The organism is Aquimarina mycalae, from assembly GCF_029906345.1.
GTDB lineage: Bacteria > Bacteroidota > Bacteroidia > Flavobacteriales > Flavobacteriaceae > Aquimarina.
In genome coordinates, this window is sequence record NZ_JARYGY010000006.1 from 177,511 (window position 1) to 204,284 (window position 26,774).

General features: G+C 33.4%; 19 protein-coding genes. 14 read left to right on the top strand and 5 right to left on the bottom strand.

Annotation, left to right across the window (positions count from 1 at the left end; genetic code table 11):
• Nucleotides 1-32: 32 nt before the first annotated feature.
• Nucleotides 33-854 (top strand): glycosyltransferase family 2 protein, encoded by an 822-nt coding sequence (locus QBK95_RS15320; protein ID WP_280935352.1) that lies wholly within the window; start codon nucleotides 33-35, stop codon nucleotides 852-854.
• Here QBK95_RS15320 and QBK95_RS15325 read toward each other — a convergent pair.
• Together QBK95_RS15325 and QBK95_RS15330 are read right to left on the bottom strand one after the other, a co-directional pair.
• A complete protein-coding gene (locus QBK95_RS15325; protein WP_280935353.1) occupies nucleotides 851-1,915 on the bottom strand; it encodes a glycosyltransferase family 9 protein in 1,065 nt (354 codons plus the stop codon). The two genes, QBK95_RS15320 and QBK95_RS15325, sit on opposite strands and share 4 nt — an antisense overlap.
• A gap of 77 nt (nucleotides 1,916-1,992) precedes the next feature.
• Nucleotides 1,993-2,808 carry a 2,3,4,5-tetrahydropyridine-2,6-dicarboxylate N-succinyltransferase gene (locus tag QBK95_RS15330; protein ID WP_280935357.1) on the bottom strand — a complete coding sequence of 272 codons (816 nt, stop codon included), beginning with the start codon at nucleotides 2,806-2,808 and terminating at the stop codon, nucleotides 1,993-1,995.
• Between the two features lie 126 nt (nucleotides 2,809-2,934).
• Between QBK95_RS15330 and ruvX the strand changes: the two genes are divergently transcribed.
• The 5 genes from ruvX to yidC all read left to right on the top strand — a co-directional run bounded on the left by ruvX (nucleotide 2,935) and on the right by yidC (nucleotide 8,330).
• Nucleotides 2,935-3,345 (top strand): Holliday junction resolvase RuvX, encoded by a 411-nt coding sequence (gene ruvX / locus QBK95_RS15335; RefSeq protein ID WP_280935359.1) that lies wholly within the window; start codon nucleotides 2,935-2,937, stop codon nucleotides 3,343-3,345.
• Between the two features lie 45 nt (nucleotides 3,346-3,390).
• The gene (def, locus tag QBK95_RS15340; protein WP_280935360.1) at nucleotides 3,391-3,981 is read left to right on the top strand and encodes a peptide deformylase; all 591 of its coding nucleotides are present in this window, start codon (nucleotides 3,391-3,393) and stop codon (nucleotides 3,979-3,981) included.
• 107 nt (nucleotides 3,982-4,088) lie between these two features.
• Complete coding sequence (locus tag QBK95_RS15345; RefSeq protein ID WP_280935362.1) at nucleotides 4,089-4,508, top strand: DUF5606 family protein; 420 nt, start codon at nucleotides 4,089-4,091, stop codon at nucleotides 4,506-4,508.
• A 209-nt stretch (nucleotides 4,509-4,717) separates the two neighbouring features.
• Complete coding sequence (pyrG, locus tag QBK95_RS15350) at nucleotides 4,718-6,361, top strand: CTP synthase (RefSeq protein ID WP_280935364.1); 1,644 nt, start codon at nucleotides 4,718-4,720, stop codon at nucleotides 6,359-6,361.
• A gap of 88 nt (nucleotides 6,362-6,449) precedes the next feature.
• A complete protein-coding gene (yidC, locus tag QBK95_RS15355; protein ID WP_280935366.1) occupies nucleotides 6,450-8,330 on the top strand; it encodes a membrane protein insertase YidC in 1,881 nt (626 codons plus the stop codon).
• Nucleotides 8,331-8,401: 71 nt separating this feature from the next.
• Here the strand turns inward: yidC and QBK95_RS15360 are convergent, their stop codons facing one another.
• Entirely contained in the window at nucleotides 8,402-9,388 is a 987-nt protein-coding gene (locus QBK95_RS15360; protein WP_280935368.1) for a fasciclin domain-containing protein, read from the bottom strand.
• 255 nt (nucleotides 9,389-9,643) lie between these two features.
• Between QBK95_RS15360 and QBK95_RS15365 the strand changes: the two genes are divergently transcribed.
• From QBK95_RS15365 to QBK95_RS15380, 4 genes are all read left to right on the top strand, one after another.
• On the top strand, nucleotides 9,644-10,330 hold the full coding sequence (locus QBK95_RS15365; RefSeq protein ID WP_280935370.1) for a toxin-antitoxin system YwqK family antitoxin: 687 nt from the start codon (nucleotides 9,644-9,646) through the stop codon (nucleotides 10,328-10,330).
• A gap of 154 nt (nucleotides 10,331-10,484) precedes the next feature.
• Nucleotides 10,485-11,672, top strand: a complete 1,188-nt coding sequence (gene mnmA / locus QBK95_RS15370; protein ID WP_280935372.1) for a tRNA 2-thiouridine(34) synthase MnmA — start codon at nucleotides 10,485-10,487, stop codon at nucleotides 11,670-11,672.
• A 29-nt stretch (nucleotides 11,673-11,701) separates the two neighbouring features.
• Nucleotides 11,702-13,324, top strand: a complete 1,623-nt coding sequence (locus QBK95_RS15375; RefSeq protein ID WP_280935373.1) for a S8 family serine peptidase — start codon at nucleotides 11,702-11,704, stop codon at nucleotides 13,322-13,324.
• Nucleotides 13,321-14,265: an NAD(P)H-dependent flavin oxidoreductase gene (locus QBK95_RS15380; protein WP_280935377.1), complete on the top strand. Its 945-nt coding sequence runs from the start codon at nucleotides 13,321-13,323 to the stop codon at nucleotides 14,263-14,265. Before QBK95_RS15375 ends, QBK95_RS15380 begins: the two co-directional genes overlap by 4 nt.
• A 9-nt stretch (nucleotides 14,266-14,274) precedes the next feature.
• On the opposite strand, the gene QBK95_RS15385 is transcribed toward QBK95_RS15380, so the two are convergent.
• A complete protein-coding gene (locus QBK95_RS15385) occupies nucleotides 14,275-15,561 on the bottom strand; it encodes a glycosyltransferase (RefSeq protein ID WP_280935379.1) in 1,287 nt (428 codons plus the stop codon).
• 124 nt (nucleotides 15,562-15,685) lie between these two features.
• Between QBK95_RS15385 and mazG the strand changes: the two genes are divergently transcribed.
• The 4 genes from mazG to QBK95_RS15405 all read left to right on the top strand — a co-directional run bounded on the left by mazG (nucleotide 15,686) and on the right by QBK95_RS15405 (nucleotide 22,883).
• On the top strand, nucleotides 15,686-16,459 hold the full coding sequence (gene mazG / locus QBK95_RS15390) for a nucleoside triphosphate pyrophosphohydrolase (RefSeq protein ID WP_280935381.1): 774 nt from the start codon (nucleotides 15,686-15,688) through the stop codon (nucleotides 16,457-16,459).
• Between the two features lie 216 nt (nucleotides 16,460-16,675).
• Nucleotides 16,676-18,196: a helix-turn-helix domain-containing protein gene (locus tag QBK95_RS15395; protein WP_280935383.1), complete on the top strand. Its 1,521-nt coding sequence runs from the start codon at nucleotides 16,676-16,678 to the stop codon at nucleotides 18,194-18,196.
• A 277-nt stretch (nucleotides 18,197-18,473) separates the two neighbouring features.
• Nucleotides 18,474-21,482 carry a SusC/RagA family TonB-linked outer membrane protein gene (locus QBK95_RS15400; RefSeq protein ID WP_280935385.1) on the top strand — a complete coding sequence of 1,003 codons (3,009 nt, stop codon included), beginning with the start codon at nucleotides 18,474-18,476 and terminating at the stop codon, nucleotides 21,480-21,482.
• Nucleotides 21,483-21,494: 12 nt separating this feature from the next.
• Complete coding sequence (locus tag QBK95_RS15405) at nucleotides 21,495-22,883, top strand: RagB/SusD family nutrient uptake outer membrane protein (protein WP_280935387.1); 1,389 nt, start codon at nucleotides 21,495-21,497, stop codon at nucleotides 22,881-22,883.
• Between the two features lie 221 nt (nucleotides 22,884-23,104).
• Here the strand turns inward: QBK95_RS15405 and QBK95_RS15410 are convergent, their stop codons facing one another.
• On the bottom strand, nucleotides 23,105-26,545 hold the full coding sequence (locus QBK95_RS15410; protein WP_280935389.1) for a starch-binding protein: 3,441 nt from the start codon (nucleotides 26,543-26,545) through the stop codon (nucleotides 23,105-23,107).
• Nucleotides 26,546-26,774: the final 229 nt, after the last annotated feature.

Below are 26,774 nucleotides of genomic sequence, written 5' to 3' on the forward strand. Positions count from 1 at the left end.
GGTATCGTGCAAAAATAACTATTTTTGCGGCAATGCAGTCACCAGAGATATCAGTAATCATTAGTACCTATAATCAACCAGCATGGTTATATAAGGTGCTTGTAGGTTATGAGTGTCAGAGTATCAATAACTTTGAGGTGATTATTGCTGATGATGGATCAAATGAAGAGACTAAAAAAATAATCTCAACATTTTCTAAAATAGCCAAATTTCGATTAACTCATATTTGGCATGAAGACCAAGGATTTCGAAAAACGGTAATACTTAATAAAGCAATTAAGGTTGCCAATGCTAAATATTTATTATTTACAGATGGAGATTGTATCCCAAGAAATGACTTTGTAGAAACACATCTACGATTAAGAGAAGTTGGTTGGTTTTTGTCTGGAGGATATTTTAAACTTCCGAAAAATATTTCAGAGCTAATTTCAGAAAAACATATAAAAAGTCAATCTTGTTTTGAAGCTAATTGGCTAATAGAACAAGGATTAAAATCCTCTTTTAAATTGAATAAGTTAACGTCAAAAGGTGTTAAAGAGCGTTTTCTTAATGCTGTTACACCGACTAAAGCTACTTGGGATGGGATGAATGTTTCTGGGTGGAAAAAGGATATTTTGTTAGTAAATGGCTTTGATGAACGTATGCAATATGGAGGCGAGGACAGAGAAATAGGAGAACGATTATTTAATTTGGGGATTAAAGCAAAACAGATTAGGTATAGTGCCATATGCATACATCTGTATCATGAAAGAGGATATGTGCAACCAGAAATGATTACAAAAAATAAAGCGATTAGAAAGGTTACGAAACGTGATACAGTAATAAGAACTCCTTTTGGAATAGAAAAAGATTAAAGTTTTACATTCTTTAAATAAGACGAAAGCTTAGGTATAATCAACTCTGAAGAAAAACTTTTGTATAATTCTAATGCCGAATCTTTCATCTCTTTTGGAGTTTTGTTACCGTATAATTCAGGTTTGAAATCATATAGATGAACAGAATCATGGATACTACCATCTTCGAACATATTCCAATCTTTTTTGATAATCCATGGTGAAAAAATAGTAAATGTGGGTTTGTCTAGTGCCTTTGCCATATTCACCGCGCCACCTTCATTTCCTATAAGCATATCACAATGAAAAAGAATTGCAATAAACTCACGTAAACTTTTTCCGAATACATTAAAATGAATATGTTTTTTCGTATTTGTATTTGTTAATTCATATATCGATTTGGCGTCAGCTTCTTGATTAGGAATATAATTGAATAAAATATTCGCTTTAGTTGTGAAAACAATTTCATCAATAACCTTTGCCATATATTCAAAAGGAAGCGTTTTTCTCATTTCGCTACCCAAAACACCAATCATTACGAGTGGCTTTTCTGAAGTAATCTTATGCGATTCTAAATATGCTTTTGATGCATTTGTTTCTGCTTCTGTCAAAAATATTTTAGGATTGATAATGTTAGAAACCATTTCACTTTCTGAATACACTAGCCTTAATCTATTTTCGATAGCAATCGAAGCATTAGTAATGGGTTCTGCTTTTCTATAAATGACTTCAGAATATAGAAACTGAGTATACCATTTATAAAAGGATACTTTTTTTGGCGCTTTTGAAAAATAGGATATGAGGTTACTTTCTAGTTTTCCGTATGCATCAATGACCAGATCATATTTGGATTTTTTTATTTCCTTTAAAAAAGAATAAAACTTCTTTTTGTGATCGCGGTATTCATTTTTAAACTCTATGACCTGATCAAAAAAAGGGTTTTCTAGAATGACAGGTTTCGTATTAGAATTAACCAGATAATCAATAGTTGCATCGGGATGTTTTTTCCTAAGTGCCTCACAAATAATAGTACTAGTAAGTACATCACCGATCATTTTTTGTTGAATGACTAATATTTTCATTTGCGAACCTATTGATTAAAAGAATGAGCTTGCCTAAAAAAAAGACAAGCTCACAAGTATACATATTTTATTTGTAATTAAACAGCTACATCGTGCTCTCTAAGTGCATCGTTAAGCGAAGTTTTTTTATTCGTACTTTCTTTACGTTTACCGATGATTAATGCGCAGGGAACATTGTATTCGCCAGCAGCAAACTTCTTAGTGTAACTACCAGGAATTACAACAGATCTTGCAGGTACAACTCCTTTACGTTCTACAGGAGTATCTCCAGTAACATCTATAATTTTAGTAGATGCAGTTAATACAACATTGGCACCAAGTACAGCTTCGGTTTCTACACGAACACCTTCAACTACAATACATCTAGATCCTATAAATGCATTATCTTCTATAATTACTGGAGCGGCTTGTAATGGTTCTAAAACACCACCAATTCCTACACCACCACTAAGGTGGACATTTTTACCAATTTGCGCACAGCTTCCCACAGTTGCCCATGTATCTACCATTGTACCCTCATCAACGTGAGCACCAATGTTTACATAACTTGGCATTAAAATAGTTCCAGGAGATATGTAAGCTCCATGACGAGCTACCGCGTTAGGAACCACACGAATTCCTTTGGCCTCATATCCTTTTTTTAGAGGGATTTTGTCGTGGTATTCAAAAATACCTGCTTCGAGAGTTTCCATTTTCTGGATCGGGAAATAGAGTACAACCCCTTTTTTTACCCATTCGTTTACCTGCCATCCTCCATCTATAGGCTCAGCTACACGAAGTTCCCCAGCGTCTAACAAGTCTACAACTTTTCTGATCGCATCTTGAGTACTTGATTCTTTTAAAAGCTCTCTATTGTCCCAAGCTTTTTCTATGGTTTCTTTCAGTTGGTTCATTTATCAAAAAATTTTGGTAAAGATAACAGCTTAAGTCGAAAAATATGTATACAATGAATATTTTAGGATACTCTTAATAATTGGTACTATTTTATAATAATATCATACTTTTGCACAAAATAAATTATGGCAAGGATTTTAGCAATAGATTATGGAGGAAAACGATGTGGGATTGCGGTTACAGACGAATCTAAGATCATTGCTTCTGGATTAACAACAGTTGATACTAAAGATTTGTTGAATTGGTTACAAGAGTATGTAGCTAAAGAAGAAGTAGAATTGTTTGTGGTAGGAGAACCGAAACGATTACACGGAGAAGCTTCTGAAAGTGAAAAATTGATTCAACCTTTTTTAGAAAAGCTAGCAAAATTATTACCAGATATTCCTGTAAAAAGGATAGATGAGCGATTTACATCTAAAATGGCATTTGATACAATGATTGCAAGTGGTATATCAAAAAAGAAACGAAGAGATAAAGCATTAGTTGATCAAATTAGCGCAACAATAATACTTCAGGATTATCTTTATAATTTATAGGTAATACTGTATAATGAATAAAAAAGAACTGAGAATATCGATTATATGATTTTACCCATTGTAGCATACGGCGACCCAGTATTGAAGAAAAAAGCAAAGGAAATAAGTAGTGATTATCCTAAGCTGTCAGAACTACTAGAAAATATGTTCGAAACCATGTATAATGCTCATGGAGTTGGATTAGCAGCTCCTCAAATAGGGCTTCCTATACGATTGTTTTTAGTAGATGCTGCACCTTTTGCAGATGATGAAGAACTTTCTGAAGAAGAAAGAGAGTTGCTAAAAGGATTCAAAAAAACCTTTATAAATGCAACAATTCTGGAAGAAACTGGAGAAGAATGGGCGTTTTGTGAAGGGTGTCTTAGTATACCAGAGGTTAGAGAAGATGTATTTAGAAAGGAAACTATTAAAATCCATTATTTTGATGAAAACTTTGTAGAACATACCGAAACCTATAGTGGATTAGCGGCAAGAGTTATTCAGCATGAATATGATCATATCGAAGGAATTTTATTTACTGATAAACTATCCAGCCTTAAAAAACGTTTGATTAAAGGTAAGCTTACAAATATTTCTAAAGGAAAAATCAATCAGGAATATAGAATGAGATTTCCGCAAGCTAAAAAAGGACGTTAATAAATACAGACGTATTATTCAATATACATAGAACATAATTTATGTTGGTCAATGTTTGATTTTTTAAAAGGAACTACTGATATTTGCCAACTTTGAAAACAAAATATATGAGTTTAGACAAAATATTATCAATCTCTGGAAAACCAGGTCTTTATGAATTGAAAGCGCAAACACGTAGTGGTTTCGTTGCAGAAGCATTGGCCGATGGAAAAAAACTATCTGTAAGCATAAGACACAATGTTAGTATTCTTAGTGAGATTGCAATATATACTTTTACAGAAGAAGTTCCGTTAAGAGACATTTTTAGAAAGATTCAGGAGAAAGAAGAGGGTGGACAAGCAATTAATCACAAAGAATCTAAAAATAAATTAGAAGCGTACTTTAGTGAAGTATTACCAGATTATGATGAAGATAGAGTCTATGTAAGTGATATGAAAAAGGTAATACAGTGGTATAATATTTTACAAGCTAAAGGAATTACCGATTTTGAAGAACCAGAAGAAGTAGCTTCAGAAGAAGAAGAGTAAAAAATACATTTTATAATATTTAAAAATCCTGTCTATTTGAGATGGGATTTTTTTATGAAACGTTTTATCAATTCATTTTCAGGTTTTTAGACTCTTAACGAATTATGAATAAGTTATACAAATATTGCCAGATTTTCAATGTACTGTTTGGTTCTTCTTTGTATTTTTGCGCAAAATTTAAACACAACCGAACAAATAGTTAAGTTTATATGGCTAATACCAAATATGTTTTTGTAACTGGAGGCGTATCTTCTTCATTAGGAAAAGGAATTATAGCAGCTTCTTTGGCAAAATTGCTACAGGCAAGAGGATATAGAGTTACGATTCAGAAACTGGATCCATATATTAATGTAGATCCTGGGACCTTAAATCCTTATGAGCACGGAGAATGTTATGTGACCGATGATGGAGCAGAAACGGATCTTGATTTGGGGCATTATGAACGCTTTTTGAATACACCAACATCCCAAGCCAATAATGTAACTACAGGTAGAATTTACCAAAGTGTCATTGAAAAAGAACGTCGTGGAGAATTTCTTGGGAAAACGGTTCAGGTAGTACCACATATTACTAACGAAATTAAGGAGAGAATCCAGATTTTAGGAAAAAGTGGAGACTATGATATTGTAATCACCGAGATTGGTGGAACGGTCGGTGATATAGAATCTTTACCTTATATCGAAGCCGTTCGTCAATTAAAATGGGAGTTAGGAGATACCAATGCTTTGGTAATTCATCTTACACTTATACCATATCTTTCTGCTGCTGGCGAGTTAAAAACGAAGCCTACACAGCATAGTGTGAAAACTTTGATGGAAAGTGGTATTAAGGCTGATATTTTGGTATGCAGAACTGAGCACGAGTTATCCGATGATTTAAGAAGGAAATTAGCACTGTTCTGTAATGTAAAACAAGAAGCAGTTATTCAATCTATAGATGCATCAACCATATATGATGTGCCCAATTTGATGTTAGAAGAAGGTCTTGATGCTGTAGTACTTAAACAACTAGTACTAAGAGATGACAATGTTCCTGATTTAGATAAGTGGAACAATTTTTTAGAACGTCTTAAAAATCCAAAATGCGAAGTTACGATTGGATTAATAGGTAAATATGTAGAGCTGCAAGATTCTTATAAATCAATTCTTGAAGCTTTTATTCATGCAGGTGCAGAAAATGAAGTAAAAGTAAATATAGAGAGTATTCATTCTGAGTTTATCGATGATAAAACTATTGCAAACAAAATAGCACACTTAGATGGAATATTAGTTGCACCTGGATTTGGAGAACGAGGTATCGAAGGTAAGATAAAAGCAGTTCAATATGCAAGAGAAAATGAATTACCGTTTTTTGGTATTTGTTTAGGAATGCAAATGGCAGTAATAGAATACTCACGTAATGTTTTAAACTTAAAAGATGCTTGTTCTGTTGAGGTAGATGAGAATACTGCCAACCCAGTTATAAGCTTAATGGAAGAGCAAAAGAATATTACTGATATGGGTGGTACTATGAGATTAGGTGCCTGGGATTGTGAGTTAGTGAATGGAAGCAAGGTATCCGAAGCTTATGGGAAAACTTTAATTGCTGAGCGTCATCGTCATCGTTATGAATACAATGATCAGTATAAGGAACAATTAGAAAAATCTGGACTTAGAACAACAGGGATTAATCCTAAAACTGGTTTAGTAGAAATTGTAGAAATTCCAGACCATCCTTGGTTTGTAGGAGTACAATATCATCCTGAATATAAGAGTACGGTCGCTAATCCTCATCCACTTTTTGTAGCTTTTATAAAAGCAGCAGTAGAATATTCTAATTGTAAGAAAGATGCCAAAGTGGCACAAGGATCGTAACTGGCTAGATAATTGACAATAAAAAAAGTAATATAATTTTAGGAAACCTTTCTGAATAATAAGAAAAGGTGTCTTTATACACATATCAATGGAAGAAAAGAAATTTGACCTTAATACAGTAATTGGATTCATACTGATATTTGGGATTTTTGCGTGGATGTTTTATGTAAACCAACCTACGCCTGAAGAAATTGAAGCACAAAAAGCAAAACAAGAACAAGCTGAAGCAGAACAGAAAGCTGACGAAAACAAAACTACCGATTTTGTAAAAGAAAGTGAGGCTATAGTAGCTAATCCACAAGATTCTCTTGCTTTAGTAGCTGCAAAATCACAATTAGGAGCATTTGCATATGCAGCGAGTCTTCCTTCTGCAAAAGATAATGTTACTACAATAGAAAATGAAGTTTTAAGCTTAAAAATTAATAATAGAGGTGGTTATATTGAAGAGGCTTTGCTTAAAAACTTCAAAACATATGACTCTGTTCCATTGTATCTGATTAAAGATGGAAAAAATGCTTCTTTTAATCTTAATTTTGGTACTACGGACAATAGAATTCTAAATACTAAGGATTTGTTTTTTGAACCTACGGTAACTAAGAATGGTGATAATACCGTGTTATCGATGAAACTTAAAGTTTCAGAGTCTAAATTCTTAGAATATCGTTACGAATTAAAGCCTAATGACTACATGCTAGACTTTACTATTCGTACACAAGGATTACAACAGGTAATTAACAGCAGTCAAGATGTCAATTTAGATTGGAAATTACAGGTAATCAGACAAGCTAAAAGTGCTTCATATGAAAACCGTTATACTGATATTCATTATGAATATGAAGGAGGTAAAGATGATTTTACTGGACAAGGTGAGTTTGATGAAGATCAGGAAGAGCAAGTTAGTTGGATTGGATTTAAACAACATTTCTTTACGTCTATTTTACTAACAGATACTCCATTCAAAACCGCTACCCTTGCTTCTAAGAATGTTGCAAACACAAGTGATTTGGATGATAAAGATATCAAGGTAACCAAAGAGTTCTCTGCTTCTGTGCCATTAGAGCTTCAAGGTGGAGAGTTAAGCTATAATATGGATTGGTATTATGGTCCGACAGATTATAAAATTTTAAGTAATTATGACCGAAATCTTGATGAAATAGTACCATTAGGATGGGGGATATTTGGATTTATTAATAGATATATATTTATTCCATTTTTTGGTTTCTTAAGTGGTTTCCTTCCTTATGGGATAGCTATTGTAGTGATGACGGTTGTAGTAAGAATTGTATTATCACCTGTAACTTATAAATCGTATGTGTCTCAGGCTAAGATGAAAATATTAAAGCCCGAAATAGCTGAAATTACTGAGAAGTATAAAGATAACGCTATGAAAAAGCAACAGGAAACGATGGCTTTATATAGTAAAGCTGGAGCGAGTCCTATGAGTGGTTGTTTACCAGCTTTGATGCAAATTCCTGTGTTTTACGCGTTATTTAATTTCTTCCCAAGTGCATTTGATCTTAGACAAAAGAGCTTTTTGTGGGCAGATGATTTATCAAGTTATGATACGATAGCGCAGTTACCTTTTGAAATCCCTTTTTATGGTGATCATATTAGTTTGTTCCCTATTTTGGCTTCTATTGCAATATTTATTTATATGATGATGACTACAGGTCAAACCATGCAAACACAGCAACCTGGAATGCCTAATATGAAGTTTATTATGTATTTATCACCGTTAATGATGTTGGTATTCTTTAATAACTATGCAAGTGGATTATCACTGTATTATTTTATCTCTAACCTAATTACAATTGGGATTATGTTAGTTATTAAAAATGTTATTATAGATGAAGATAAAATTCATGCTAAGATTCAGGAGAATAAGAAAAAACCTAAAAAACAAGGTAAGTTTCAAAAGAGAATGAAAGAACTAATGGAGCAAGCTGAACAACAAAAAGCTAAAAAATAAAATATTAGAATTCTATACATAAAAAAGGCCGTTTTTTTAGAAAAAACGGCCTTTTCATTATTTTTTAAAAGTTAATTTCCAATAGATAACCTAGGCAATAATAAAACCTTATCTATAGAATGAATTACTCCATTAGTTGCTTGAATATTTGTTACAACGATGTTACATACATTAGCAGGGTCGGAACCATCAGTAACAGTTTTTGCAGTAGCATCTATATCTACCTTTCCACTAAGTGTACTAACCTCACCATCTGCTAAATCAGCTTCTCTTACGTTAACATCAGGAATTACGTGAAGATTTAAGGCAGTTCCTAAAGTAATTTCAGGAATATCACCAGGTACATTCCATGTATTGTCAGTTGCAAGCAGCGTGTCAAAAGCTGCATTATCTGGAGCAAATACTGTAAAAGGGCCATCTTCTTGTAAAGTTGTTACATAAGTAAAACTATGAGCAGTAAGAGCTTCTGCAAGTCTAGAAAAATTAGGATCAACTGTAGCAAAAGTTGTTACATCAGGTAAACCAATAACAGCATTAATCTTGTGAATAATCCCATTAGATGCTCTAACATCTTCTTCAGTTACTTTTGCACCTCCGTTAAAGACTACACCATCCGTAGTGTTATAGTACATACTAATGATTGCTCCATCAGGACCAGCCGTAGAAGAAGTCTCTGTATATCCAGATCCATTAGTAGTAAGTATTGCTGAAGTTACTTCTCCAGGAATTACATGATTTAATAAAAGTTGTTGTAATACATCAGTAGGAACCGCAGCAATGTCGGCAAACCCATTTGCATCTAGATAAGCTTGTAGAGCAGTGTCAGTAGGAGCAAGTACTGTAAAAGGTCCTGTTCCATTAAGTACAGAAACCAAATCTCCATCAGCAGCAGCAAGAGCCGTTACCAGTAAAGATAAATCCGTATCAGCAGTAGCTGTCTCAACAATGTTAGTGGTTGGAATAATAATGTTCCCATCATCGTCATCACCACAAGATGAAACACCTAATACCAATGCTGCAATTATCACAGCTTGGCTGATTTTTGAAATAATTTTCATGTTTTTGAGTTTTAAAAGTTATAATTTGTTCAGGTACCCTAACGTTATATAGATTTTATATATTTCCAATAATTTGTTAAACAAAAGTTAATAAGATAAGGTTTTAATAGATGTAAGCCTTTTTTTTGGAAGTTTTAGTGTTTTTTTTGTAGGATTATTTGGATAAAAAAAGATTACAAGTTTTCTTTAGATTATAAATTTATAAGATGTTGGTATACTTTTTGGATTATCGTATTACCTAAATTTAATGAAGCTATGTTAAATAGATTTTTATTTTTTGCCTTTGTTTGTATTACTACTATGGGGATTGCTCAGAAATTCAATGCTTTTGATTCTGAAGGGAAACGACATGGTAAGTGGCAAAAAAAATATGAGAATAGTAATCAACTAAGGTATGAAGGTACTTTTGATCATGGAAAAGAAGTAGGGGAGTTTAAATTTTATAAGCCAAATAGTGGGAAATCTCCAACAGCAATTAAGGTGTTTTCTAAGGGAAATGACACCATAAAAGTAACATACTTTACTAATAAACGTAAGGTGATTAGTGAAGGAGGGATGATCGGTAAAGAGAGAGTTGGGGTATGGACATATTATCATAAGGAATCTCCTAAGATAATGATGACCGAAGAATACCAATCGGGAAAACTTCATGGCGAACAACTCACATATTTTGAAAATGGTCAGTTAACCGAAAAAACTACATATATCAATGATAAAAAAGAAGGTAAACGTGTGGTATATTCAGAAGATGGAATAATCATTAAAGAATTTACTTATGAAAATGATCAATTACACGGTCCGACTAAGTACTATGATGCAAAAGGTAAAGTAAGAATAGAAGGTAATTATAAAAGAGATCGTAAAAATGGTATCTGGAATTATTATGAAAATGGAGCATTATCTGAGCAAAAATTGTTCCCTGTTCAAAAGAGAGGACTGTAGTATCAATTTTTAGAATCCATATATAGAAAAAACCTTGAAGCAATGCTCTAGCATTGCTTTTTTTATTTATTATTTTTGCAGATAATATAAAACTGAAATTATGTCCTTTTCTCTTGTGTTAATTTTATGAGAGAAATTATATAAAGTAGTACCAATGAAAAGAGTTATTGTAGGTTTGTCAGGAGGTGTGGATTCTAGTGTTGCAGCTTATCTCTTAAAAGAACAGGGATATGAGGTAATAGGTCTTTTTATGAAAAATTGGCACGATGATTCTGTAACAATCTCGGATGAGTGTCCATGGTTAGATGATAGTAATGATGCCTTATTAGTTGCAGAAAAATTAGGAATCCCTTTTCAGACCGTTGATCTAAGTGAGGAATATAAAGAACGTATTGTGGATTATATGTTCAATGAATATGAAAGAGGAAGAACTCCAAATCCAGACGTTCTATGCAATCGAGAGATAAAATTTGATGTTTTTTTAAAAATAGCATTATCCCTTGGAGCTGATTATGTAGCTACAGGACATTATTGCCGAAAAGATACGATTACTCAAAATGGTAAAGAAGTACATCGTCTTTTAGCAGGAAAAGATTCTAATAAAGATCAATCTTATTTTTTATGCCAATTATCTCAAGAACAATTATCAAAAACATTGTTTCCAGTTGGTGAATTATTAAAGCCAGAAGTTAGAGAAATAGCTAAAGAACAAGATTTAATTACTGCGGATAAAAAAGATTCTCAAGGATTGTGTTTTATTGGTAAAGTTAGATTACCAGAGTTTCTTCAACAAAAATTAGAACCAAAACGAGGGGATATTATAGAAATCTCTTCTTCAGAAGAGATATATCATAAAATAATACCTGATTTTAATTCCAAAAAAGAGGAACTAGAATTTCTTTCTACAAAGTACACCTATAATGTCAATGATGGTAAAGTAGTGGGGCAACATCAGGGAGCCCATTATTATACAAAGGGACAAAGAAAAGGTTTAGCTGTAGGAGGTACACCAGAACCACTTTTTGTTATCGAAACAGATGTGGATACCAATGTGATTTATACTGGACAAGGAAAGAGTCATCCTGGATTATATCGAAAAGCACTTTTTATTAGTAATGAAGAATTGCATTGGGTACGAGAAGATCTGATACTTAAAGTAGATGAAGAATTGGATGTGATGGCAAGAATTAGATATAGACAACCATTAGATAAGGCAAGATTGTATAAAGTGGATGCTGGAATGTATATTGTTTTCGAAAATAATCAAAGTGCAATTACAGAAGGTCAGTTTGTGGCCTGGTACATTGAAGATGAATTGGTAGGATCAGGAGTAATTTCGTAACTTGTAAAAGCTACCAAACTACTTGTGATATGAAGAAAATAATTGTCTTATTGATTTTTTGCACCATGCAAATGGGAATCGCTCAGACTGAAGATGCTTGGGTGTATTTAACGGATAAAGAAAATGTTGCAAATGCTATAGCTAATCCATTATCGATTCTTACACAAGATGCTATTGATCGCAAAAATCTTCATAATGTTGTTATTGATGAGAAAGATGTGCCTGTTAATGAAAATTACATAACTCAGCTTAAAAATTCGGTCGGTATAACTGTACTAGCAAAATCTAAATGGTTTAACTGTGTATTTGTAAGAGGAACACAGTCAAATATTAACAATTTACTAGGTCTAAGCTTTGTTAATCGTATTGATTATGCTGATAATTCTTTGGATACTAAGAATTCTATTATTGTAACAGAAGATGTTTCTCCAACGGTATTTGATAAATTCGAAGTAAAAACCATATTTAATTATGGTAATGCTACTCAGCAAATTCAACAGTTACATGCTGAATATCTTCATGAACAAGATTATACAGGAACGGGTATGACTATTGCTGTGATGGATTCTGGTTTTCCTGGAGTAAATACTATAGATGGGTTTAAGCGCATTAGAGATGAAGGTAGATTGCTAGATGGATATGATTTTGTAAGAAGAGATGATAACGAGTTTGCTTTTTCTGGAAGCTCTCATGGAACTCAAACATTTAGTGATATTGCAGGGTTTATTGATGGACAGTTTGTTGGTACTGCTCCTGATGCAAAGTACTATTTGTTTATCACAGAAGATGCAGGCACCGAAGGGCCAAAAGAAGAAGCACTTTGGGTAGAAGCTGCAGAAAGAGCAGATAGTTTAGGAGTTGATGTAATTAATACTTCATTAGGGTATTCTGTGGGTTTTGATAATCCCGCATATCAATACCAAACATCTGATATGGACGGACAAACTACTTTTATTTCCCGAGGCGCTAATATAGCTTTTGAGAAAGGAATGTTATTGGTAACTTCTGCTGGTAATTCTGGCAATAGTAGTTGGGGAATAATTACAGCTCCAGGAGATGCTCCAGGAACATTAACCGTTGGAGCTGTTAATGGTACTGGAAATTATGCATCATTTAGTTCTAGAGGACCTACTGAAGATAACAGGGTAAAACCAGATGTGGTTGCAAAAGGTCTTGGATCGGCAGTTATTTTATCTAATAATGTGGTGTCCACTAACAGTGGTACCTCTTTTAGTTCTCCTATTATGGCAGGTGCGGTAGCTTGTTTATGGCAGGCTTTTCCTTCTATGACCAATGCGGAGATTATGCAATTAGTTAGAGAATCTTCATCATTATATAATAATCCAACAATCCAGTTAGGATATGGAATTCCTAATTTCAAAACTATTTTGGAGAGCTTATCGGTAAGCGATATAGTAACCGAAGATTTTAGAGTATATCCTAACCCAACAAAGGATAAATTATTTTTTGATTCACCTATTGAAAAATCACTTAAAATTCGGATTTTTACAGCAGAAGGAAAAATGGTGAAAGCTGAAACTTTAGAGAATGTGAATTATATCTCACTTAGTGATTTATCAACTGGTTTATATCTAATAGAATTAATTTCAGACACTTCACGTCATACATTGAAGATATCAAAATACAAATGAATAAAGTAAAAGAACTTTTTAATATAGAATATCCTATCATACAAGGTGGAATGATATGGGCAAGTGGCTGGAAACTAGCCAGTGCAGTTAGTAATGCTGGTGGATTAGGACTCATAGGAGCAGGATCTATGTATCCAGATGTGTTAAGAGCTCATATTCAGAAATGTAAAAAAGCTACAGATAAACCTTTTGGAGTAAATGTTCCTATGCTATACCCAAATCTTCAAGAGATTATAGAAATTATTATCGAAGAAGGTGTGAAAATTGTATTTACATCTGCTGGAAATCCTAAAACATATACTTCTTTTCTCAAAGAAAAAGGAATCACAGTAGTACATGTTGTAAGTAGCTTAAAGTTTGCTTTAAAAGCACAAGATGCAGGAGTAGATGCAGTCGTTGCAGAAGGGTTTGAAGCTGGCGGACATAACGGAAGAGATGAAACTACAACATTAACCTTAATACCTATGGTTAAAGAGAAAATTAGCATCCCATTAATTGCCGCTGGTGGTATAGCAACAGGATCTTCAATGTTTGCAGTTATGGCTCTAGGAGCAGATGGAGTTCAGATCGGTAGTAGGTTTGTAGCAAGTGAAGAAGCTTCTTCTCATGAGGATTTTAAAAACATGGTTGTAGAAGCAAAAGAAGGAGATACACATCTTACGCTAAAAGAACTAGCACCAGTACGAATGCTTAAAAATAAGTTTTACCAGGATGTGGCAGAATTATATGCTAAAGGAGCGTCAACAGAAGAACTTAAAACCTTGTTAGGACGTGCAAGAGCAAAACGTGGAATGTTCGAAGGTGATCTGATAGAAGGCGAATTAGAAATTGGTCAGGTATCTGGATTGATTCATGAGATTAAACCAGTTGCAAAGATAATGCAAGATTTGACTTCTGGTTTTCTAACTACAAAGATGAAAATGAACAAAGCTGTTTTGTAATATTAGAATTTAAGGAGTTATTACACTCATAATATACTGTTCGCAAAGTTGTAAGGTGTCATATGAATTAAGGCTTTTTTGTGCGCTTTCAATATTAGAATAATAGATACTATTTTGAAGAATTTCTGTAACTGCATTCTGAATAGAAATTACTCTTGGCCTTTCTGTTTTTAAATCGATTCCCAAGTTGTTATAATCAATTCTAGCACAAATCTCGTTTTTGCCCTCATTGATTCCAGCTGTGATCATAGGAACACCATGTTTAATGCTCATCATACAACTTCCGTAACCTCCGTTGGTGATAAAAATATCCACTAAAGGCATAACCGTATCAAAAGATATAAAATCTTCAATATAAATATGATCTTGTGGATAGAGTGTGCGTAAATATTCAGTTTGGTTATATGCAGTAGCCACTAAAATGTTATAATTAGCATCTTTAAAAGCTTCTAATGTTGGGATAATTAATTTTTTATTGTTTTTTTCTACTGTTCCTTGCGATACTAGTATTGTTTTTTTTGAGGTGTCTAAAATGTTTTTCCAATCCTTATCCTTGTTTGTTTTGGTGTTGCTCCAAGGATTTAATGCTCCAACAAATTTGATAGATTCTGGAGTTTTATATCTAGGATAATCAATTTCTGGAATTCCATTTTGTAAAAATATAGATGCTTTTATAGGAGCTATATCAAAAATATTAAGATCTTCATTTGGTAACTCTAAAGAAGCTAACAAAGTGTTATATGCTTCTTTGGTTTCCCTAAATATTAGTTTTTCAGCCATTAACTTGATAAAGTTTTGCTTTCTTTTACCAAGAAAGGTAGATGCGGGTTGATGACCTAATCCATACTGAGGAATATCTGGAGCCGAAAGCGCTAATGGTACTACACCAATACTTACTACAGGCACTTTTAATTTATCTTTTATAATAGTTCCAGGAAAAGTGTTATCAAATACTAATAAATCAAATGGAAAGGATTGATATAATTGTTGTACATCTTCATAATAATCTTTCATTCTATTTATAAATAGATTAATAATGTCAAACTTTATGTGAGATACACCTTTTAGTTTTTTACGTTCTGGATAAGCCTGATCTAATGCTTCAATTTTTAATTCTTTTGCTTTTTCAAAAGGGATATATGGAATTCCCATCTGTTCCAGTTTATCTTTATATCCATTACCAGTGTACCATCTCACATCATGTCCTTTTTTCTTAAGATATACCGCTAAACCAGCCATTGGATTGAAATGTCCATCTGCAGGTATACAAGCAAAAAGAATCTTTTTCTTAAACATATATGATATAGGTTTGTCTTTAACAAAAAATCAAATCTATAGTTTTTTTTGATTAATAAATACTTTTATTGCATAAGTATATGATGGGTTTAATATTCTTACTTTTGAAATAAAAATTGCAACTATGTATTCCAGAAAAGATCAGCTTAAAGCTTTTGATAGATTACTTACGATAATGGATGAATTGCGGGAACAATGTCCTTGGGATAAAAAACAAACATTACAGTCGTTAAGACATCTTACCATTGAAGAAACTTATGAGCTTGGAGATGCAATTCTGGATAATGATTTAGATGAGATTAAGAAAGAACTGGGTGATCTGCTATTACATATTGTGTTTTATGCTAAAATAGGAAGTGAAACTCGTGATTTTGATATCGCGGATGTGGCTAATGAAATCTCGGAAAAATTAATCAATCGTCACCCTCATATTTATGGAGATGTAAAGGTTACAGATGAAGAAGAAGTAAAGAGAAATTGGGAAAATTTAAAATTAAAAGAAGGTAAAAAAAGTGTTCTGGAAGGAGTGCCAAAATCTCTTCCAGCTTTGGTAAAAGCAAGTAGAATACAGGATAAGGTTGCAGGAGTAGGATTCGATTGGGAAGAACCACATCAGGTGTTTGAAAAACTTCAGGAAGAATTAGCAGAATTACAACACGAAATTGACGAACAGAACCAAGATAAAATCGAATCTGAATTTGGGGATGTATTATTCTCTATGATTAATTATGCTCGTTTCTTAAAAGTGAATCCAGAAGATGCATTAGAGCGTACCAATAAAAAATTCATAAAACGCTTTCAGTATTTAGAGCAAAAGGCAAAAGAAAAAAGTAAAAGTCTAAAAGATATGACGTTAGCAGAAATGGATGTATTTTGGGAAGAAGCCAAAAAATTATAACTTTTTATTGAGTGTATTTTGTAAGCAATGCATTCAAGTTACTGTTTTTTATTACTAAAGAGGAGATAATACCATAACTTGCTTTTTCTTAATTATTATTAAAAACCCTTGAATTCATTGAGTTTTTGGGTAAGATATTATCGGAATAACCTCTTTTGGGAAATTTTTATGAAAAAGATGTCGTAAATTAGAGTTAGTAATTATTTCAAAATAATTATGCGGCTAACTCAAAAAAAAAATGTTACGATTCCAATATTTGGTATCCTTCTTTTTTTATTTATTTCATCACCTGTATATAGTATATCTGATAAAATAAATAGTATCGAAAGTAAGGGTGTGACTTCTGATAGCCTTATTCTTTCTGCCAGAAAACATTATAATAACAATCTATTCAATATAGCAATTGGAAACTATCAAAAAGCTTTAGAAAAAAAAACTAAAGACTCAATAATTGTATTTAGGGAATTAGCATTCACATATGCTAATGTAGATGAACCAGAACTTGCCAGTCAGTATATAGAGAAATATGTAATTGCAAGTTTGGATGTGTCTTTTGTTAATCATAATTATTTTAATCAAATCAAAAACTCAGAATCCTTTCAATTTTTAGAAGATAAATATCTAAAAAAGGTTGGGTTGTGGTCAATTTTTTGTTTTTATGTAGCATTTATTGGTTTTTTTATAGCGGTGGTTTTAAATTTTAGAGAACATTCAGATAGGGTTTCTAATCTTTTAATAAGTGTTTTTGTGCTAATACACTCTGTATTTATTATTCATATAGGTCTTTATTTTTCTAATTATGAATATTACCAACCTCATGTGTTATACATGTCTACAATGTTTTCATTTTTATATGGACCGCTTTTTTATTTCTACTTTAAGAGAGTAACCATAAAACGAAAATTTAGGCTTTCAGACATATGGCATTTAGTACCATCATTTTTGTTGTTGATTTTGTTATTTCCAATTTACGCATTATCGGCAGAGCAGAAGTTGTATATAACTTTACATGGAGAAAGGCCACATATGATTTTGATATCTATTTCTAAGCTGATTTCTTTAATAGTGTATGGTACTTTAGTGATTAAAATATTTATTCAATATATTAAAAACAACAAATATCTTTCTAGAGAAGTATATATATGGCAGAGAAATATTGTCATTGTTTGTTCCGTGTATATTGTTAGTTATGGCATCTATTCAGTGCTAATTATTAAGCATGTTTTTAGCGGCTTTCTTTTTTATTCTCAAGTGACATCTATGGCATTGTTAGTACTGTATGTGAGTTATACAGCATTTGTGAGGCCCAGCGTTTTTGGGAATTTAAGATTAATTAAAAATAGGATTAAACCAGAAACCAATAAGTATAGAAAATCTGGGCTAACAGAAAGTTTGTCTCTGGAACTAAAAGAAAAATTACTATACCTTCTGGATCAAGAAAAAATTTACAAGCAAAACGATATTACGCTTCAGAAATTGGCCGAATCCTTAGATACTACAAGACATAATACTTCTCAAATTATTAATGAGCATTTTAACCTAAACTTTTTTGAATTGATCAATAAGTTTAGAATTGAAGAAGCAAAAGAGTTACTAAAAGGTGAGAAACACAAGAATTTCAATATAATTGATGTTGCTTACGAAGTAGGTTTTAATAATAAAGTAACTTTTAATAAATCTTTCAAGAAATACAATCAGATTACTCCATCTGAATATGTAAAATCATTTGTAGCATAATTCCCCATCCTTAAAAGATAAAGGTAAGTTTCCTTCGGAAAAAAGTAAAGCTTATTCGGTAATGGTAAACCTTGATAAGGGTTACCTGTTCATACTACTTCATTGTCTTTCTTTATAAAGCAATTATTAAAAGTATGGGCAAGAGATTACCGTAAAATACTCGTGTAGTGTATTCTAATTTGGTGATATAATTATTGGGTTAGCCTTCAATATACTCTTGCCTTCCTTTTTTTGATCTAGCAAATAATTGGAGTATAAATCTTGAAAATTTTTGTTTATGAAAGTACATCACTACAAATTGCTGGTACTTACTTTTTTTATATCAAGTATCGCATTGGCCCAACAAAGAACTGTCTCCGGAGCTGTTACTGACGGCAACGGTGTACCATTGCCAGGAGTAAATATTATTATCAAAGACACAAATAGGGGAACACAAAGTGACTTTGATGGTAAATATTCCATAGAAGCAGCAAATGGAGAAATTATAATGTATTCGTACATTGGGTTTATCACCCAAGAAATAAGTTATACGAATCAGGACGTAATTAATGTAATTCTGGAAGAAGATGTAAGTGCACTAGAAGAAGTTGTAGTTGTAGGATTTGGTACGCAATCCAGACGAACAATTACTGCAAACATAGCCTCGATTTCTTCAGAGGAAATTAACGAAATACCAACGCCAAGTTTACAAAGTACACTGACAGGAAAAGCAGCTGGTGTTCAGGTTACACAGTTAAATGGTAAAGTAGAGGGAGGCGTTAAGGTTAGGGTAAGAGGGATATCCACTATATCATCCTCTCAGGAACCATTATATGTTGTAGATGGTATTCCTATTACGAATGCAGATGAATCAATCAATAATTCACCTATAAACCCTTTAATAGCATTAAATCCTAATGATATAGAATCAATAGATATTCTTAAGGATGCGTCTTCTGCAGCGATTTATGGAGCAAGAGGAACGAATGGAGTAATCATTATTACTACGAAACAAGGAAAACAAGGAAAAACCAAAATATCTCTTAATTCATCATACGGAATTAGTAGCGCTACCAATACCCGAGATTGGTTAAATACAGCGCAATATGTAGAGTTGCTTACAGAATCTGCATTAAATAATGGTTTCTCATTAGGTTTTATAGAAGGACAATTTGATTTTTATGCAAATGGCCTTGACTGGAGAAATGGTGAAGTTGATACGGATTGGCAAGAACTTGCATTAGTAGATGGTTCTGTACAGGATTTTGGAGTATCTGCTTCTGGAGGAAGTGAAAAAACTAGGTTTTTTATATCAATGGCATATAACAATACTGACGGTATTGTAAGAGGAAATGAATTAGAGAGGTATTCTTTTAGAACTAATATTGATCATACATTGTCGGATAAATTTAGACTAGGTACAAATACCAGTGTTTCTAAATCGATCATTGACAGGATATCTAATGATAATGCTTTTGCCACACCGCTACAGGCTATTGCACAAGTACCATTGTCACCTGCATATTTGGAAGATGGAGTTACACCTAATAATCAAACCACAGAATACTACAATTTCCTGACAGAGGAGTTTAATGGTAATTTTAAAACAAATGTATGGAGGATTTTAGCAAACGCATATGCAGAATATAAAATACTACCAGAACTTAGTTTTAGATCTGAAATAGGATACGATTTTTTATCTCAGGTTGCAGAACGTTTTTCAGGAAGTCTTACAGAATCAGCTTCTGTAGGTGGGTTCGGAACAGCAAATGCTGTTCAGACCGAAAAATATAATCTGAATAATTACTTTACCTATAACCAGATTTTTAATAACACCTTTGATGTAGAAGGGACAGTTGGGATGAGTTATGAAGATAGTACTAGAAGATTACAATTTCTTCAAGGTCAAGGTTTCCCGTCGGATGATTTGCAAACCTTAAATAGTGCTGCAGAGATTACAGCTGGAGGATCAAGTCGAACTCGATTTAATTTTCTTTCATACTTCGGAAGAGCTACTTTATCCATCGCAAACAAGTATTTGTTAAAAGCTAGTTTACGATATGATGGCTCTTCTAGATTTGGAGAAGAAAACAGGTTTGGTTGGTTTCCTGCAGCATCTGCTGGATGGATTGTTTCTGAAGAGTCATTTCTAAGTAATTCAGAAGTTTTATCGCTGCTTAAACTAAGAGGAAGTTGGGGTGTTACTGGGAACGCTGGAATCGGAAATTTTGCAAGTTTAAGCCTTTTTCAAGGATCCCCATACAATCAAAGAGCTGGATTATCGCCAACTCAATTGGGTAATCCATCCCTTAAATGGGAAAGAACAACTCAGGTAGACTTTGGATTAGATTATGGTTTTTTAAATAACAGAATTTCTGGAGAAATAGATTACTATATAAAAGATACAGATGATCTTTTATTAAATGAACCTGTTCCTGGAACTTCTGGATTTCCTAATATAACAAGAAACGTTGGGGAAATGAAAAACAAAGGTTTTGAGTTTATTATTAATACAAAAAATATTGTTTCACAAAATGGAAGCTGGAGTACGTCATTGAATATTTCTACTATTGATAATGAAGTGACCAAATTGCCTGGCGGTGATATTATTGCTGGCAGAAATATAGTAAGAGAAGGAGAAACGGTTTCATCATTTTATTTAGTTGAATTTGCAGGTGCCGATCCAGCTAATGGAGATGCATTATTTATTAGAAATACTGTAGCTGTAGATGGTACTGTTGATAGAAGTACAACTAATAACTTTAATGATGCCAGCAGAATAATTGCTGGTAGTCCATATCCTGATTTTATAGCAGGATTAACCAATAATATTACATATAAAGGAATCGATTTCTCTTTTACTTTTCAGGGAGAATGGGGAGCTTCTATCTATAATAACGGAGGAAGGTTTCAATCAGGTAATGCAAGGTTTTTTGATAACCAAAGTACAGATCAGCTAAGGAGATGGCAACAGCCAGGAGACATTACAGATATTCCACAAGCAAGATTATTCAGTACGAATGGACAACAAGCTTCAACAAGGTATTTACAAGAATCTGATTTCATAAGATTAAGAAATTTAACACTTGGATATACCATACCAAAAGATATTACCCAGAAGTTTTATATGGAACGAATACGAATCTATTTTACAGGGTTCAATCTATTGACTTTTACTGATTATGATGGTTATGATCCTGAATCTACTGCAGATTTTAATGGAAACTCTAACATACAAGTAGGGGAAACCTTTTATTCGGCGCCACCTGCTAGAACTTATACAATGGGAGTAAATATTGATTTTTAAACACGCTATATCATGAAAACATTAAAATATATATTACTATCATTCCTTATAATTACTATTGTGATTGTTGGGTGTGAAGATAACTTAGAACTAGAGCCAGAACAGAGTTTGTTACCAGAAATTGCAACTTCTAATGCAGCTAATGTACAGAATATATTAACTGGTATTTATGATGAAGCAGGGCAAACATTGTCGTATGGAGGAGATATTAATCTAGCATCAGAACTTTTAGCAAATAGCACTGACCTTTCTTGGAATGGTACGTTTGAGCAACCTGCTCAATTAATAGAGAAACAACTAGTGCCAGATAATACCTTTGTTAGAGATTATTGGCTAAACGCATATGAGGTAAGTAATCAATCCAATATAGTACTTGCCAGCTTAGATGTCTTTGATGAAGAATCTGATAGAAATAGAGTAGAAGGTGAGGCTAAGTTTTTAAGAGGATTGGTTTATTTTGATCTTGCTAGATTGTATGGTCAGCCATATGCAGCTGGTGGAGGAAATACCCAACTTGCAGCACCCATAGTGCTAGATGCTGTATTGAATCCAGATGATATTACATCACCTTCAAGAAATACGGTAGAAGAAGTGTATGCTCAGGTAATCCTAGACCTTAGTGATGCATATAATTTATTGCCCAATACCAATGGTATCTTTGCAGATCGATATGGTGCTCAGGCACTTTTGGCTAGAGTATATTTGCAACAAGGTAATTACGCAGCTGCGAGAGACGCTGCAGATGATGTATTACAAAACAGTGGGCATTCACTTACTGCGACCTATGCAGAAGCATTTAATAATGATCAAGATTCTCAAGAAGATGTTTTTGCTTGGCAAATTACCAGCCAGGATCCTAATGAAACTGCTGGAGGAACTGAAGGATCTAATGATATGAATACGTTTTGGGCAGGACAAGCTTTTGGTGGTAGATCTGGAAATCCTGATGTTTCTATTAACGCATCTTTCTTTACCGTTTTTGATGATCCAAACGATGAAAGAGGACAGTTTATATATAGTAATACAGGTGGAACAGCTACAACTAAATGGCAGTCGCAATTTGCTAATATTCCCTTTCTACGAATAGGAGAAATGCATTTGATACGAGCAGAAGCCAATTTTAGATTAGGCACCTCAATAGGGTTAGATCCTTTGGTTGAAATAAATGCGCTTAGAGCTAGATCTAATGCTGTAGCTTTAGGTTCTGTCACCTTACAAGATATCATAAATGAGCGTATACGGGAGCTTGCTTTCGAAGGTTTTGCCTTGCATGATATAAAACGTCTTCAAGGTACTGTAGGAGCATTAAATTATGACGATAATTTTTTAGTAATGCCAATACCACAAAGAGAACGAGATGCAAACCCCAATTTAATGCAAAATCCGGGTTATGGAAATTGATTAGTTGTTAAATGCTTTTTTTGAACTATCTTAAAATTTGGTTGGATTTCTTTAGAGCGTAGAAATCAATATGAAGGTTGTAAATGTACTTTTTAAGATAGTAGTTATAGATCTTTTTTTTAGTAGAAGATTACTTTAAAATAATTCCTTTTCATAACCCAAAAAATTACCCGTTAATACATCAAGTATTAACGGGTAATTATATGTCAATTAATTTAGGGTTATTGTTTCAATATTTTTCTTGTAAAAGACTTTCCATTCAACGTGATTTTGCAGAAGTAAATTCCACTAGCTAATGATTTTTCTCCTAACTGATATTGATGTTCACCTTTGTCGACTTGTTGATTAATAATAGTCTCGGATGCTCCATATACATTTATAATTTCGATCCTAAGATGACTTTTAGATTTCGGAATAGACAATTGGAGCATTGAGTTAGCTGTCAGTGGATTAGGGAATATTTCAATTTTATCTTCAAATACCTTATCATCCATAGTATTGTTTAGTCTAAGGTTATCAGGATTTTGATCATACCAAACACCATTGTAATACCATCCATTTTGACATCTATTCAGATCAGATGTTTGTGAAGTCCCATTATTACTAAAAATCATATTAGCACAGGATGTGTTGGAGAAAGTATATCGATACCAATCATCTATATCAGCAGTCATGGATTCTCCTGGCCATGAGGTTGTGTTTCCAGATGGTGTAACACTCCAGAAGTAAATTGAAGGCGATGTAAATGAATCTGATTTAAAATAAACCGTCAAATCTTGATTTTGCTCAGGATTACTGTCATACCAAACACCATTATAATACCATCCATCTCCACATCGTTGAAGATCTCCAGTTTGATTAGCTCCATTATTACTGAAAATTAAATTGGCGCAATTCACGGTGTCAAAAGTATATGAAAACCAACCATTACCTATATCAGTCATATTGTTTCCTGGCCAAGCAGTTGAAGTTTCTATAGGAGTTGTATTCCAATAGTAAATAGAAGGGTTCGATAATGTCCCTTTATAATAAATTGTCATAGATCCAGAAGACTCAGAAAAAGTAAATGAATTGCTAATGATTTCAGATGATAATCCTTCGGTATCATATGCGATAGCTTTAACGGTAGTATCGGCATCTATAGATATTGCTGAGGTGTATAATATAGAAGATGTATTTGGTTGATCACCGTTGAGCGTATAGTAAATCTTTAATCCTTCAGGAGTATTATCAGTAGCACTTAATGAAACTGAAATTGTTTCTCCCTCAATAAATGATCCGCCTTCTGGAGACATTGTAACCAATGGAGGTGTGTTTTCTGTATTTCTTGGATCAGTATCGTACCATGTTCCAGCTTCATACCATCCATCTTTATTTCTTGTTAGATCATCTGTTTTAGCGCCTCCATTATCATTGAATAATAAGTTAGTGCTTTGTACTCCTTCAAAAATATATTCATACCAATCAGAATTATTGATACGATTCATTTGTGGTCCTGGCCAATTACTTGGAGGTAATACATCAGGTGATTCGTTCCAGTAATGAACATTTACCTGAGACCAGGAAGATGGCTTTTTAAAATACACGTGTAATCCTTCTATAGGACCGATTCTATAATTTTTGGTAACAATGTCAGATGCAGTACCATCCTTATCATAGGTGATTGCTTTGATTGTGGTAGATGTTGTTATGGTAAAAGGACCTGTGTATGCAATGCTAGATCTATTAGGATTTGATCCATCGGTTGTATAAAAAATATCATAAGGATTTCCTGCTCCGCCGATTCCTTGCAAGGAAACCTGTATTGGATTTTCAGAATTATTAGTATCTGGGCTTATAACTACTATGGGGTTACTAGGACCATTTACACAATTCTCAAAAAAACCACCTCCACAACTACCAATCAATCCAGGCCCATTTAATACATATATTCCTGCTGATCCAGAAGTAACGGTAAAACTTAATACTCCATTTTGAGCAACAACTTCTCTACCAGTTACCGCATCGCGATAAAGTCCGTTGGACATCCCCGAAATATTAAATGAAGCATTTCCATCTTTAGCTAATCCGACAGCAACCTCACTATTTCCATGGACTCTACGGTAAGAAACTGCATTTCCTGGGGCTTCTTTCCAGGTCCAACTCCCTTTTTGTAGTGCTGGAACTGCTTTTCGAATAGCATTTAGTTTTTTAATATGTTTATATATTTTATGATTCGGTGCTTGATCCATTACATTTCCGTAATAAGCACGTCCTGTATTATTAATAGATTCTCTAATTCCAGCAGCATTATGAATGTCATTAAATTCACCTGCTTTGAACCTCATTTCGGTACCGTAATACACGGTTGGAATACCTCGCCAAGTAAACATAAAATTCATACAAGCAGCTAGATTCTCATCAGATCCACCATATCGACGATTCCAATCATTATTGGGGCCAAAATCGTGATTGTCTAACCAAGTCACTAAGGTAGAAGGGTCACTATATAGATTGTCATACCGAGCTGCTGCTTTTACGGTAGGAAAAGATTGCCCTTCTTCAAAGGTTCCATGAAAAGTGGCTTCACCAAAAAAATCGATCACAGCCAGGTCTAAAGGTGCTGAATTGTTAACAGCTCCTCTCCAAGTATAATAATGAGGGTTTGTTTCTTCAACAGGGTGTAATTCGTGACGTTTTTGAGCAACTTCTCCAAAAATGAACAAATCAGGATTTATAGCTTTGAACGCATCATAAAAATAAATGATATCTTCTCTACTCATATGTTTTACAGTATCCCAACGAAAAGCGTCTACTCCCATATTAATATAACGAGCATAGGCATTTACTAAATAATCTCTGACTTTTTGACTTCCTGTATTAAGGTCTGGCGTATCTCCTGCTAAGGCTCTGTTCTGTAAGTTTTCTACATCATCAAACCCTTGAGCAAAACCGTTCCCAGAATGATGATACCAATCAGGATCAGATGTATCCACATAACTTTCTTTACCTGGGAAATTATGTTGCGATAAATCTTGATTGTAAGGAGGAGGCATTTTAGCCAGATTTGCTCTACTCCATAATAATCCATCTTCTGGATTTGGAGTTAATCCATCATATTCCCAGTTTGGATTATCAGGTGCAAACCAAGATTGGGTAGGATCTGTATTATATTTAATTTCGGCTACATCTTTAATACCAAAACGGCCAGCATGGTTTGTAACAACATCCAAAACGATTTTCATATCTCTGGCATGGATTTCATTAATTAAGTCTTGAAATGTAGCTCCTGGAGATTCTAATCTTGGATCTACTTTAGTAAAATCCCACGCATGATATCCGTGATAATCTAGAGGACTTCGATTGTGTACAATAGGTGTAATCCATATCGCCGTAAACCCTAAATCTTTAATATAATCTAACTTTTGTATTAAGCCTTTAAAATCGCCTCTCCAAGTAACATCGTTAGGGTCTGTAATAGAAGGGTTGATCGTTGGGTCAGGGTTGTAAGAGGACCATTCTGTAGGAGCATTATTATTTGGATCTCCATCAAAAAAACGAGTAGTCATTAAGAAATAAATGGTTTCTTCTCTGAAATCAGTTTGTGCGGTTGCTATATAAGAATTTAGTAGCATGCTCCATAGACATAATATGCCTATGAATTTAGGTAATGAGTTTTTCATAAATTTTAGTGTTTGTGTCTTGTGTGAAATTTCGCTTTTTAAAAAGCATCTAGAATTTTATATTATCATATAAGAAGAGGATTAAATTATTTATTATTACAATGCTATTTTTTTAATAATAAATATGTTGATTCAGCAATTTAAGTAATAATTAAGCACTTTATTGGGAATCCGATTACTCAAACGTTTTCGTGTTGATAAGATTTAGTTTTTGAGTTTTTATGAAGAA